Below are 13,828 nucleotides of genomic sequence, written 5' to 3' on the forward strand. Positions count from 1 at the left end.
AAATACAAAACGAAAAAAGTGTGCCGGATAAGCACACTTAAAGTCCAATGTACTCCCTACGCCGGCATTATCCAGATCAGGTTATGGGTCATAGCAGAAATAGCTGCTAACTCTCAGCCGGGCTATCACCCCAGCTCCCCAGACGAAATATTAACTTTTACTTTATTTTAACACAAATTATCTGACTTGTACAGGATATTTCACCATATCGTCAAATTTTCCTGTTGATAGCTGTACAGATTATAGTACACGCCCTTCCTATTCATAAGCTCCTCATGTGTACCTTCCTCTTCTATTCCATTTTCAGTAAGCACTATTATACGCTTGGCATTTCTAATGGTGCCCAATCTGTGGGCGATTATGAGGGTAGTCCTGTTTTTCGATAGATTTTCAATAGACTGCTGAATAATCGATTCACTTTTATTGTCAAGCGATGATGTCGCTTCATCAAGTATAAGTATTGGAGGATTTTTTAAGAACATCCTTGCAATAGATATTCTCTGCTTTTGTCCGCCAGACAATTTAACGCCTCTTTCGCCAATATACGTATCATAACCATCTTTTAACTCCATTATGAAGTCATGGGCATTTGCAGCTTTGGCTGCATTGATTATTTCTTCGTCAGTAGCATCTAATTTGCCGTATGCAATGTTTTCTTTTATCGTGCCCGAAAACAAAAATACATCTTGCTGGACAATGCCTATATTTTCTCTAAGCGATGATAGCTTCACATCCCTTATATCTACACCGTCAATTTTTATGGAGCCTGCATCTATCTCATAAAACCTCGGTATAAGGCTTAGAAGTGTGGTTTTACCTGCACCTGAGGGCCCTACTATTGCCACTGTCTCTCCATGTTTTATCTTAAGATTGATTCCTGACAGTACTTCTCTTTTATTGTCGTAGCTGAATGTGACATTGTCAAACTCAATATCGCCTTTCACATCTTTTAACTCTATCGCATCTTTTTTATCTGCTATCTCTGGCTCTGTATCCATAAGCTCTACAAACCGCCTAAAGCCAGCCATACCCTGCTGGTACTGCTCTATAAACCGCAAAAGAACAGTCAAAGGTTGCAAAAACTGGCTAATGTATATTATGTATGCCACTAAGTCACCTGTATTTATGAGGCCTTTTGATATAAAGTAGCCACCTGCTGCAAGAGTAATCACAACTGATATATTAGAAAGAAAATTTACACTAGAATCAAATATGCCAATATGCTTAACCGCTTTTGACCTGGCACTTTTATACATGGAGCTTTTATTATCGAATTTTAGGTTCTCAAATTTTTCCCTTACAAATGATTTGACGACCCTTATGCCTGTAATGCTTTCTTCTAATGTGGCATTCATCTGTGCCTGCGTTTCACGGACATTTTTCCATATAATTTCAAACTTATTGTTGTAAATATACATGTATATAAACATAAAAGGTATTATGGTAAATACAACCAGTGTCAGCCTCACATCAATTGTAAGCAAAAGTATGAATGTGCCTATTATCCTTATGATAGACAAAAAAAGGTCCTCTGGACCATGATGTGCTACTTCTGCTATCTCATTTAAGTCATTGACAACCCTTGACATTATATAACCTGTCTTTGTGTTGTCATAATAGTTCATAGAAAGTTTCTGAAGATGTGAAAAAGCATCTTTTCTCATATCGTACTCTATGCTTACACCTAAAACATGGCCATAGTATCCTACTATGTATTCAAGTATCATCCTTCCGAAGTACATTATAGCTAATAAAATTGCGAACCTGTATATAAGGTTAAAATCCTTGTTAGGTATGACGTTATTTATCACATTTCTCGTAACCATAGGAAAAACCAAATCTGAAGCAGATATAAAAAATGCACACACCATGTCAAGGATAAAAAGCCATATATGTGGCTTGTAATACAATGCAAATCTTTTTATAAGCCTCAAAAAAATCCCCCCAAATATAAATCAAAACAATTACTGCTAATGATTGATGTATCTCTAACATTAGTTTAATATGCCAACTAATAATTGTCAAATTTGTACAATAGACGATTTTTTAGTTTTCTTTTTTAATACACTTAAAACTTTCGTTGTATAAGATAATGTTTTTGTAGGACATGCATCAACACAATGGCCGCACCCTACACATCTTATATCAGAGACATCTTTACCGTAATATGCTGCACTTTTTATGTCTATACTCATTGGACATGATTCGTTGCATTGTCCGCATTGGATACATTTTGAATTATTTGTAGTTATTTTTTGCCCGGCGACTTTACTTATCAATCCTAAAACTGTTCCCAATGGACAATAATAGCAATATCCTCTGCCTGTTAATGCAATCCAAAAAAACATAGCCATAAGAAGTTCGCCAGCAAGATACTTATACGATTCCATCTTACTTATCGCATCATAATTGCCACCTAAAAATGCTCCAGATAAAAATAATATCCACCAAATAGTGAAAAATAGCGATATAGCAAAGAATAACCATCTCAATAATGCAAATATTTTTATCCCCTTTTGATTTAGATGTTTTCTCTTACCCAAAAGAGGAAAAACAGGATCAAAAACTTCTGAAGCAAATCCATTGAAAAGACAAATTGTAGAGCATTGCCATCTTCTACCGTATAAAAAAGTTCCTATAAAAACGATTATGCTAACCAATACGTAGAATATTAATACACTTGAAATGCCTGCAACACCCCATATATGAAAATAACTTTTATAAAACGAGGAATTATGGTATAAAAGCTGCAACGGCACTGTCGTCCATGGAAGTGGCATTGAAAAGAAATATACATCGCCATTGTGGAAAAATAGTGGCATTATAATATGTACAATAAGTGCTGCAATGATTAAACCAATAAGGTTTGCTTTTCTCATCTTTGTCCTTTTCGACTTGCCTATTATGTTTATAGTGAGAAAGCTGCCTGCAATAATAAATATCGTCTTAATCCAGTTTTCGTAAAATTGCCAAATCCAATTTATCACATTGGCTACATTCTTAGGCGCTTTACTTGCATACCCATAATTTAATCCGGCTATGATTATGCACATGATAATATATGTCCACAAAATCGCTTTTAATAAAACAATATATTTATCCTTTTTGTTTGCCATGTATTTCCCCTCCATTCCTATATATTTCCATCATAATACTAAAAACATTATATCATATTAATTATATTTTTAAATAGCTTGGCACATTCTCTGAATTAAGGAAATTGTACAATTAAACTCCAATTTCTGGAGCTAAAAAAATAATAACAAAACTAAGCATATCAATGCCTGCGAATAACTGCTATAAATGCAATAACAGCTCTACGAGCTGTTATTGCATTTAATTAATTAAGAAAGAGGAGGATCTTATATTTTGATCCCAATTACATTATATATTTTTTATAAAAAAAGTTAAGCGAAAAATTTTTAAACCTCAACAATGTTTTCAATTATGTTTGTTTCGTGATGCTTTCTCACTTTTACCTTTAAACTTTGGTAGATTCATTTTAGAAATTATAAAAACATTTTAATCATTAAAATATATTTTTATTGAATAACATCTTATTTAGGGCTATAATGAACTTAAACATAATTTACATAAAAAGGAGATGCTGGAATATGCATGAATTGACAAACGAGAAGTGCATCTTTAGCTTTTCAAGACACAACGATCCTGTACTTTATGTAAACGACGGAGAGGAGGTGAAGATAGAAACTTTAGATTGTTTTTCATGCCAAATCAAAACAAATGATGACAAGTTAGAAACAATGGATTGGGATAAAGTAAATCCCGCAACAGGTCCAATCTATGTAAACGGTGCAGAAGAAGGCGACACGCTTGAAGTGACAATCAAGAAAATCGACATTGATGACAAAGGCGTCGTTGCAACAGGGAAAGATTTGGGAGTTTTAGGTCATATGATGAATGATCTATATTCAAAAGTAGTTGAAATAAATGATGGCAAAGTCATTTTCAATGAAAAGCTCTCATTTCCTGTAAAGCCAATGATAGGTGTAATAGGCGTCGCACCAAAAGAAGGCGAAATAAACTGCGGCACACCTGGTCCTCATGGAGGAAATATGGACACTACACTTATCGGTGAAGGCACTAAGCTTTATTTGCCTGTCTTTGTTGATGGTGCACTTTTCGCATTAGGAGATTTGCACGCTGTAATGGGAGATGGAGAAATAGGCGTATCAGGTGTAGAAGTAAGCGGCACCGTTACTGTAAAGCTTAGAGTTTTAAAAAACTTAAAGCTAAATAATCCAATTGTCAAGACAAATGAAGTAACAGCCACAATCGCATCAAATGAATCAATAGAAAAAGCCATAGAAACAGCAGTAAAAGATATGGCAGAACTTTTCCAAAAAAATACTGACCTATCAATAGAAGAAATATCAACACTTTTTAGCATCTCCGGCAATGTCCAGATATCTCAAGTTGTTGATCCACTGAAGACAGCACGCTTCTCAATGCCAAACTGGGTTTTGGAGGCGTATGGAATAGAATTTTAATCAGGAGGTAATATTCTATGGATAACAAAAACGACAGCACTCTTGAAAAATTTGGTTATAAACAAGAATTAAAAAGAGCTCTATCTGTATGGGATCTCATCATTTACGGTCTCATATTTATGGTTCCAATCGCTCCTTTTGGTATCTATGGCTTCGTTGCTGACATATCAAAGGGAATGGTCGCTCTGGCATATCTAATAGGCATTATCGGAATGATATTCACTGCATTCAGCTATGCTTCAATGTCTGAGGCATTTCCAATAGCAGGTTCTGTTTACTCTTATGCGACAAATGGTTTAAACAAAGTCATCGGTTTTTTCACAGGATGGGCAATACTTCTTGATTATCTTCTTGTTCCCGCATTGTTGTACGTAGTAAGTGCCGCAGCATTAAGCAGCATATTTCCAGCCATTCCAATTGTGGTATGGGCATTGGCTTTCATAATCATTAATACAATCATTAATATATTGGGTATCGAATTTACAGCAAAATTCAACAGAATAGTCCTCATATTAGAATTAATCGTTTTAGCATTATTTGTAGTAGTAGGTATTATAGCTGTATCGCAAGGCATAGGAGGAGCACATTTTTCATTTAAAGCTTTCTACGATCCACAAAACTTTAGCCTAAGTTTAGTCATGAGTGCAGTTTCTATAGCAGTTCTAAGTTTTTTAGGCTTTGATGGAATAAGCACACTTGCAGAAGAAACAGTAGGAGGTAAAAAAACAGTCGGGAGAGCTACTGTATTAGCACTTTTATTTGCCGGAATACTTTTCATACTTCAGACTTGGGTCGCTTCAATGATATGGCCTGATTATAAATCTTTCAGTGATCTAAACACAGCTTTTTACGATGTGGCAAAAAGAGCAGGTGGTACATGGCTTATGTTAACTACTTCATTGGCTACTGCTTTCGCATGGGGCATTGCAAATTCATTGGCAGCTCAAGCAGCAGTGTCAAGAGTGCTTTTTAGTATGGCAAGAGATAAAAACCTACCTTCATTCTTGTCAAAAGTTCATCCAAAATACAAGACCCCATACATTGCAACTATATCCATAGCTGTTCTTTCAGCTATTCTCGTTATAATCTACAGCAATAGAATAGCTGATCTTACGTCAGTAATAAACTTTGGAGCCTTGACATCGTTCTTAGTCCTTCATATAACTGTAATTGTTCATTTTATTAAAAACAAATCATTAAATATATGGAAACACATTGTATCACCAGTTTTAGGCTTTTTAGTAATCTTCTATGTATGGATAAACTTAAACAACCACGCAAAAATTCTTGGGGCATCATGGATTGGAATTGGTATAATATATTACATCATACTTAAATTTGTCTTTAAGAAAAAGGTAGAAAATTTGGATGTATAAAACCTAAGGGCCTCTAAATCACATTGAGGCCCTTGCATTTTAAAAAACAATCAGTTTATCTGACCATTTTTAATTTTTTGCAAGCACATTATCATTTGGAGCCCACTTAGCTTGCCACTTCGGATAATCATTAGTAAGTAAGCTTTGTGGTGCAGATGTATACCAATTATATTTCATCCTTCTCTCATAGGAAATATCAGCTAAATTATATTTTTTAACTCCATCACGACTTGCAAATATCGGCCTATTGGTACCTATTTCATAAAATCGTGCCCAAAGTAAAGGTGCATTAGGATCTTTAACTACAATTCTATCTCCACCAAATTCCATAGTAGGATCATTTATTGTAACAACTTTTATACCACTTATTTTAACTTCATTGAACCATGCCACCGCAGATTGTATTGCATCAATAATTGCGGGACTTGGATTATCAATGCTCATCAAAAATCTCACGATTCCAACACTTTCCTGTCCACTAATTGATGGTAATTCATAGGAACGTCCTGTTGCCGGCTGTAGTGTATCTTTATCAATTTGGGCACACCATGCTGTCTTTTTACCATTAACTACAATTTGAGATTTTAAAATCAAATTTACACCTTTATCAAAGGCAGTTTTACATCTATCAACTCTTTCACTATCAACAAACGAATATAAATTATCTTTGTTTGTCATTACATCTCTTATTATAGTCATTATGTTTATCATTGCATTATCATTAAAAGTGATATTTTTTTGGTATCCGACTGGATCTGTTAAAAATTGTGGCCATCCACCATTATCATATTGACCATTTAGTATGTAATCTAAAGCTTTATCAAAACTTTCTTTATATTTTTCGTTTTTTGTGGCATTATACATTTTGGCTAGAAATTTCATTTCAGTAAATGTAGAATCATTATCAATAGTGGATTGCACTCTTACGTTTAAATCGCCAGGTCCTGTTATAGGTTTAGTCATATCAACATCAGGCTGTAATTTTATCCAACCACCATCGGGATTTTGAAATCCCATGACAACATCAGCAACTTTTTGTGATTCACTGCTTCCGTACCATTCAGCTGGCTGTGTCAATAATGTACTAAACGTTACAGATCCTCCTTTAGCAGGTCCTACGTTTTCAGCATTAGCCTTCATAATGACTGGAATAACTATTCTCGATCTATTTGATTCCCATTTAACTGGACAACCAAAACTTTCGAAGACAAATCTAATCGGTAAAAATACAGAACCATTTATCAATTTTGGCGCTATTGGGCTTTGAAGCTGCTTTCCATTAAATAAGGCATTAGTCTTGCCTACAAACATAACTAATGTATCATCATCAATTGACATTGTAATTGTCTGTGTCGATTCATCATATTTATATGTTTCACCAATTGCATCAAATATATCTCTAAGTGGTGACAACACTGTTCCATTTTCATTAACTACTTTAGTTAGAAGCCCTTCTTCCAATTCATGATAAGCACCATCAATGGCAAAATTTGGTTCACTTGTGATAATGGTTATTGTTTTTGTAATTAACGATGACCTATCTAATGCAAAAGCAGTGTTTGAATTCACGAAAGTCATTAATGCAGAAATTAAAAACACAGTGCAAAAGAAAATTAAATTACTCTTCTTTAACATTGCTACCTCCCCCTTATACTTAAATTTAATTCTGATATTTTAAAGTTATTTATCACCCCCCATTAGCAGCAATCTGCAAAAAGTCATTTTGTGAAAACACGCCATTTCTGTGAAATTACATATTTTAGATGTGGTGCTAAATAGTATATTTGTTAATTTCTTTGAATTTTACGTTAACGCTAACATTAATAATATTATATACTCATTCATAGCAAAAGTCAATATTTTACTTTATTATTTTATTGTAAAATTCCATTATTCATACTGATCGCAAATACGAAATAACATTTTAATTCGTTATCTCTTCATCTGCATTTTTATTGCTAAATATAGTTATATTGTCTTTTTGCACAATCAATATACCTATAAGTATTACGATTGTGCCAATTACAAGCTGGATTGTGATCTTTTCCGATAAAAATATTGCTGCAATTATGCTAGCCAATATTGGCTTTGCAAAGAAAACCATAGATCCTACACCAGTATTTACATTGGATAAACCTAAGAAATAAGTGTAATATGCAATGCCTGTAACAAATACCGTTAAATACAACATCTGAGGAATAGCCTTTAGTGGCAAGTTAAAAACAGGATATTTGTTGTACAAAAGCAAAGGGATAAGAAGCAAACTTCCTATTATGAAAGATAGCGAATTCATTACGACGCTGTCGTACTTAACAGTAAATTTCTTTCCCAACACTGTGTATACACCATACATGATTGACGATAAAACGAGAAATACAATTCCAGTAATATGGTTTCCGCCAGAAATCAATTGTTTATAAAATACTATAACTAAACCTATTACACCAAATATCAAACCATAAATCTTGGTACGATTTAATTCTTCGTTTAACAGAATTGAAGCAGTGATCATTACAAAAAGAGGATTTGAGCTAAATATTACAGCAGAAAGGCTGGCGGATGTCATGTTTATCCCTATCTGCAAAAATGACATGCTAAACACCACATTAGTAAGCCCTATCAACACTAATAACCAAAAATCTTTAAATGCGATACGTAAATTTTTGCTTTTAATATTTTTTATGGCAACAGGCAGCAATATGAGTCCGCCTATAAAAAACCTGATGAAATTTATCTGAAGTGGATTTACAATGCCTGTCAGCATTCTTCCTACCACCTCGTAAGTGCTGAAAAAAAGCACAGTTATGATAAGGTAAATATAACCTCTATTCAATCTTGACACCTTCTTATGTAAATTTTACAACATCATATTTATTATATACCCTGTGTCAAGATTGTCGTTAGGATTCAAAATTTATCTTTCATAAGATATAAAAAACTCAAATATTTTCATTTTCCTCTTTGATTAATTAGCAAATAATGTTATAATATTATTAGAAGAAAATTATTATTTATTGATAATGGAGATGATTTTATGAATCTGTTGGAATATGCTATAAATATGGAACTTGATGGTGCACAGTACTATAATGATCAAGCCGAATTGAATAAAGACAATGAACTTTACAATGTATTTAAAGAGATGGCAAAAGATGAAATGACTCATGCAAAAATACTGAAAAACAAAATGAATGAAATTGCATTTGAATTAAAAGATGATAGGAATCTAGAAAATGTTAAAAATATATTTTTCAGTGCAAAAGATTTTAAAACGGATATTAAAGACATACCAGGGCAGATTGAAGGATATAGGCTCATTTTAAATAAAGAAAAAGAAAGTATAGACCTCTATGAAAATCTCTTAAACAGCTCCAATGACGAAAAAGAAAGGGAAATCTTTAAATACCTTATAAAGCAGGAAGAAGAGCATTATGAGATAATCGAAGATATAATAACACTGTTGAATCATTCTTATGAATGGGTTGAGTCTGCCGAATTTGGAGTAAGAAAAGAAGAATATTAATACATAAGGACAGGCTCTCACCTGTCCTTATTAATGCCTCTTAATTAGATGTTTCAAAATTTGCAGCTACATTTTGCGAATGCATTTCTCTGTATATCTTGATCCATTTCGTCACACAGTCAATGCTTATCGAAACAGCTAACAGCAAAATTATTATCGAGAAAACTATTAAAACTGTATTGCCTGATGGCAAATAATTCGTCACGATATTTAGATATGCCGCTGTAACTGTCGTAACGATCATGAATGCAAAAGGCACTGCTGTTATGGCAATGTACTTTGCCTTTCCTCTCTTTAAAAGCATTGTCGTTCCAATCGCTAATGCAATCGACGCTAATAGCTGATTTGACGTACCAAATAAAGGCCATATGGTAGATATGCTGCCATTGTAAACTAAATATCCCCATGCTGCAGTAAATACAACGCTTGTGATTATGATGCCTGGCCACCAGTTTTTATTTCTCAATGGCTTATATATATAACCGCCAGCTTCTTGCAAAACATATCTTCCGATTCTTGTGCCTGCATCGACTGTCGTCAGTATAAACAAAGCCTCAAATAGTATTGAGAAATGGTATAGATATGACATCAATTCTTTAAAGCCTGGTATCGATGAAAAAATGTAAGACATACCTACGCCTAAAGTAACCGCTCCGCCAGTCCTTCCTGCCAAAGTCTCACCAACAGCTTTTGAAAGTGCAGGAAGATCAACAGTATTCATCCCAAGATGGGCAAAAATCTGTGGCGGTACATTTATGGCAAAATAATCTCCTGGATGCAAGCTGGTAGCAGCAATAAGAGCCATTATAGATACAAAACCTTCAACAAGCATCGCCCCATATCCTATAGGCAAAATATCTTTTTCGCTTTTAATCATCTTAGGCGTCGTACCTGTCGCTATGAGAGAATGGAACCCAGACAGTGCACCACATGCAATAGTTATAAACACATAAGGCCATACCTTGCCTGGTATTATAGGTCCACCACCATGAATGAATTTCGTAGTCAAAGGCATTCTTATCAATGGGTTTACAAATATAACTCCTATGGCTAATAATGTTATAACGCCGATTTTCATATACGTGCTTAAATAATCCCTTGGTGTCAAAAGCAGCCATACTGGCAAAACTGCAGCTACAAGTCCGTATATAGCTATGATAATCGTCATCTGGTGCTGATTGAATGTAAGATATGGTGCCAATGCTGAATGCTGGATTGCGGGACCGGATACAACTGACAGTATCATTAGCGTCACACCTATTATGGTAGCTTCAGATACTTTATTAGGTCTTATCCATCTCATGTAAATGGCCATAAACAGCGCGATTGGTATTGTAGCACCTACAGTAAAAGTACCCCAAGAACTATTGAATAGAGAATTCACGACAACGATTGCAAGTCCTGCGACGGTAATAAGCAAAATGAATATCACAGCCATCGTTGCAGCAAAACCTGAAAATTTGCCTACTTCTGATTTTGCAATCTCAGCCAGTGATTTGCCCTCATGCCGCACAGATGCAAACAATATGACCATGTCATGCACTGCACCTGCCAAAACAGCACCTATCAATATCCAAAGTGTGCCTGGCAAGTAACCAAACTGTGCAGCAAGAACTGGACCTACCAGTGGGCCTGCCCCCGCTATGGCCGCAAAATGATGACCAAAAAGTACCCATTTATTTGTAGGTACATAGTCGTAACCATTTTCCAATTCATAAGCAGGAGTCTTTCTCGCTTCATCTAAAACCAAAACCTTTGATGCTATAAAAGCGCCATAAAAACGGTATGCCAATGCAAATATACATGCAGCAGCAACAACTAATACTATTGCGCTCATAAATTAAGACCTCCTTATATTTTTGATTCTATAAGGAGTATAAAATAAAGGTAAATAAAATTCATCGATTATTCCATGAAAGTAAACGATAAAGGGATAAAAAGAAATATACGTTCTCAAAGAGAAATGTTTACATTTTTAATTTCTGCTAAGGCCTAATATCGTTTTAAGTTCTTTTATCTTGCTTTTGCTGACGGATATTTTTGTCTTTTTATCATCATTCATTGTAAGCCAATAAGTCCCTTTAAACCATGGCAATATCTCTACAACGTTATTCAAATTGACTATGAAGCTTTTCTGCACCCTTAAAAATAACGGCTCTTTAAGGCGGCTCTCTAAATTCTTCATGGTATCGTTGTATTCAAAGATGTCGTTTTTTGTCTTAACCATCACCTTGCCTTCCATCGCCTCCGCATACACGATTTCGTCAAAATCTATAAGCCTTATCCTACCAAATTTTTCAACAGGCAACTTATTAAATTGTCTTTCAAAGAACTTCGCCTCGTTGTCTATATAGCTTTCCCACTGATCCGGTTTATCTATCATTCCGGCTATTTTATTGATTGTCTTACTTAATCTGCATGGGTTTATGGGTTTTAAAAGATAGTCAACAGCACCTATTTCAAAAGCTTCTACTGCATAGCTGTCGTATGCCGTCACAAATATAACCAATGGCACCTTCTCAAGCGATGATATGTTGCTTGCAACATTTATGCCATTTATCTTTGGTATATCTATATCTAAAAAAACCACATCAGGCTTTAAACTTATGATCTTCTCAAATGCCTCTGTGCCGTTTGTAGCTGTCCCTACGACTTCCAAAGTATTTTTATAATCTTCTAAAAGATGCTTTAATCCTTCTATTGCAGGAATTTCATCATCTACTATTAGAGACTTTAAAACCACCAAAAGCTTCCTCCTTCCTTTCTTCATAAAATTTTGGAAAATCAAACGAAACTTTCGTGCCGTATCCTTTTTTGCTATCTATCTTAAAAAAGGCACCTTTATATATGCTTTTAACCCTTTCGTACACATTGTGAAGACCTATGCCTGCATTGTTTCCTGACTCACCGTTTAAGATCTTCAAGCGCATCTGGTTGTCCATTCCCTCTCCGTCGTCTTCCACTGAAAACCTGATAAAATTCTTATTGTTTTTGGCCCTTATTATTACAGTGCCGCCATCGTCTTTCGGCAGAATGCCATGTTTCACAGCATTTTCCACAATAGGCTGTATCAACAGAGCCGGAATGTACATATTTAAAATATCATTGTCAATGTCCTTGACCACATTTATCTTTTCTCCAAAGCGGGCCTTTTCGATAAACAAATAGTCGTCAATATTTTCGATTTCCTTGCCTACAGTTATCCACTTTCCAGCATGTCTTAGATTGTTTCTCAAATATTCGCTCAATGTTATAAGAAGCCTACTGGCACCATCGGGATTGTACTGTATAAATGAAATGACAGTATTCAGCGCATTAAACAGAAAATGAGGATTTATCTGCGACTGCAGTGCATTAAACTTCATCTCGTCGGCAATCCTTTTCTGATTTTCAGCATCAGCGATTTCAAGCTGGTTCGAAATCAAATTGCTTAGTCCTTTTGCGACTTCTATATCTGTGCTGTTTACAAACTTATTCTTTCGAAAAATCTTGAGCGTACCTACTAATTCATCGTAGCAGTACAATGGCGCTGTCACAGACGATAAAAGGCACAGGCCTTTTTTGCTGTTTTCTACATAAACCTTTTTAAATCTAAACGCATTTATCTCAGACTTTTTAAATATATGGCATTTTTCATCCGCATCATCTAATCCTACAGAGGCCAAAATCGTCTTCATATCGGTTATGGCGACAGCATCCGCATCAATCGCCTCATATATGATCTCAGAAACAATTCTCGCCGTCTCAATGTTTAATCCGTTTCTAATATATGGTATTGTCTTAGACGTAATATCAAGGATTATCTTGGCTTGTTTTGACTGTATCGTGTCAATCTCATCAAATACTGATTTGATGATCAACATAAACACAGCAATCCCAGTTGAATTGACCAATATCATAGGTACGCCAATCACTTTTACCAGCGATAGCGCACTGGCAAAAGGCCTTGATATGGCAAGGATCAGTATCATCTGCAGTGTCTCACCAATTATGCCTGCTAAAAATGCTACTTTCCAATCGACAGTATTTTTGTAGTATTTCTTTATGATGCCGCCTATAAGCCCTTCCGTTGTTGTCGATATTCCACAAGCTAAAGCTGTAAATCCGCCTATTAAAAATCTGTGAAACCCAGCTATAAACCCCACAATAAGCCCAATAAAAGGTCCACCCAAAAGGCCCGCTATCATAGGTCCTACAACTCTTGAATTGGCAATAGCACCATTTATAGGAATCCCTACATACGTTCCTATGATGCCTATCAAGCTGAATATGGCTATCAGTATAGATAGGTCTTTATAACTTACATTATTGCTTATAACCTTTTTAAAGAAGTTTGCTTTTGACAAGATAAAAGCCAAAAGTCCTATCATGCTGAATCTTTCGGCCAACAAAATAAGCAGGTTTAACATGATTTCATC

General features: G+C 35.0%; 10 protein-coding genes and 1 riboswitch. Of the genes, 3 read left to right on the top strand and 7 right to left on the bottom strand.

The genetic code is table 11. The features are described from left to right. Window positions 1–36 precede the first annotated feature (36 nt). A riboswitch (TPP riboswitch) is annotated at window positions 37–151 on the bottom strand. Between the two features lie 49 nt (window positions 152–200). Beyond that, complete coding sequence (locus JJQ93_RS05515) at window positions 201–1,934, bottom strand: ABC transporter ATP-binding protein (protein ID WP_274893003.1); 1,734 nt, start codon at window positions 1,932–1,934, stop codon at window positions 201–203. Window positions 1,935–2,021: 87 nt separating this feature from the next. Beyond that, a complete protein-coding gene (locus JJQ93_RS05520) occupies window positions 2,022–3,116 on the bottom strand; it encodes a 4Fe-4S binding protein (RefSeq protein ID WP_274893004.1) in 1,095 nt (364 codons plus the stop codon). A gap of 498 nt (window positions 3,117–3,614) precedes the next feature. On the opposite strand from JJQ93_RS05520, the gene JJQ93_RS05525 reads away from it, so the two are divergent. After that, window positions 3,615–4,511 (top strand): acetamidase/formamidase family protein, encoded by an 897-nt coding sequence (locus JJQ93_RS05525; protein ID WP_274893005.1) that lies wholly within the window; start codon window positions 3,615–3,617, stop codon window positions 4,509–4,511. 17 nt (window positions 4,512–4,528) lie between these two features. Further along, window positions 4,529–5,887, top strand: coding sequence for an APC family permease (locus JJQ93_RS05530; RefSeq protein WP_274893006.1), 1,359 nt, complete (start codon window positions 4,529–4,531; stop codon window positions 5,885–5,887). Window positions 5,888–5,956: 69 nt separating this feature from the next. Here JJQ93_RS05530 and pelA read toward each other — a convergent pair whose 3' ends face one another. After that, a complete protein-coding gene (gene pelA, locus JJQ93_RS05535) occupies window positions 5,957–7,522 on the bottom strand; it encodes a pectate lyase (RefSeq protein WP_274893007.1) in 1,566 nt (521 codons plus the stop codon). 289 nt (window positions 7,523–7,811) lie between these two features. Then, window positions 7,812–8,720, bottom strand: a complete 909-nt coding sequence (locus JJQ93_RS05540) for a DMT family transporter (RefSeq protein WP_274893008.1) — start codon at window positions 8,718–8,720, stop codon at window positions 7,812–7,814. A gap of 201 nt (window positions 8,721–8,921) precedes the next feature. Between JJQ93_RS05540 and JJQ93_RS05545 the strand changes: the two genes are divergently transcribed. Then, window positions 8,922–9,410, top strand: a complete 489-nt coding sequence (locus JJQ93_RS05545) for a ferritin-like domain-containing protein (protein ID WP_274893009.1) — start codon at window positions 8,922–8,924, stop codon at window positions 9,408–9,410. 40 nt (window positions 9,411–9,450) lie between these two features. Here JJQ93_RS05545 and JJQ93_RS05550 read toward each other — a convergent pair whose 3' ends face one another. From JJQ93_RS05550 to JJQ93_RS05560, 3 genes are all read right to left on the bottom strand, one after another. Beyond that, a complete protein-coding gene (locus tag JJQ93_RS05550; RefSeq protein ID WP_274893010.1) occupies window positions 9,451–11,247 on the bottom strand; it encodes a carbon starvation CstA family protein in 1,797 nt (598 codons plus the stop codon). A gap of 138 nt (window positions 11,248–11,385) precedes the next feature. Continuing rightward, window positions 11,386–12,153, bottom strand: a complete 768-nt coding sequence (locus tag JJQ93_RS05555; RefSeq protein ID WP_274893011.1) for a LytR/AlgR family response regulator transcription factor — start codon at window positions 12,151–12,153, stop codon at window positions 11,386–11,388. Further along, entirely contained in the window at window positions 12,125–13,819 is a 1,695-nt protein-coding gene (locus tag JJQ93_RS05560) for a LytS/YhcK type 5TM receptor domain-containing protein (RefSeq protein WP_274893012.1), read from the bottom strand. The genes JJQ93_RS05555 and JJQ93_RS05560 overlap by 29 nt, the downstream gene beginning before the upstream one ends. Window positions 13,820–13,828 lie beyond the last annotated feature (9 nt).

Origin of the sequence: Thermoanaerobacterium sp. R66, from assembly GCF_028895185.1 — a bacterium.
In the GTDB taxonomy this organism is placed as follows: domain Bacteria; phylum Bacillota; class Thermoanaerobacteria; order Thermoanaerobacterales; family Thermoanaerobacteraceae; genus Thermoanaerobacterium.

Bases quoted from the DNA above. Each gene is read 5' to 3' on its own strand.
- JJQ93_RS05525 (WP_274893005.1), top strand. From the start codon at position 3,615: ATGCATGAATTGACAAACGAGAAGTGCATCTTTAGCTTTTCAAGACAC.
- JJQ93_RS05560 (WP_274893012.1), bottom strand. From the start codon at position 13,819: ATGTTAAACCTGCTTATTTTGTTGGCCGAAAGATTCAGCATGATAGGA.
- JJQ93_RS05545 (WP_274893009.1), top strand. From the start codon at position 8,922: ATGAATCTGTTGGAATATGCTATAAATATGGAACTTGATGGTGCACAG.
- JJQ93_RS05550 (WP_274893010.1), bottom strand. From the start codon at position 11,247: ATGAGCGCAATAGTATTAGTTGTTGCTGCTGCATGTATATTTGCATTG.
- pelA (WP_274893007.1), bottom strand. From the start codon at position 7,522: ATGTTAAAGAAGAGTAATTTAATTTTCTTTTGCACTGTGTTTTTAATT.
- JJQ93_RS05520 (WP_274893004.1), bottom strand. From the start codon at position 3,116: ATGGCAAACAAAAAGGATAAATATATTGTTTTATTAAAAGCGATTTTG.
- JJQ93_RS05530 (WP_274893006.1), top strand. From the start codon at position 4,529: ATGGATAACAAAAACGACAGCACTCTTGAAAAATTTGGTTATAAACAA.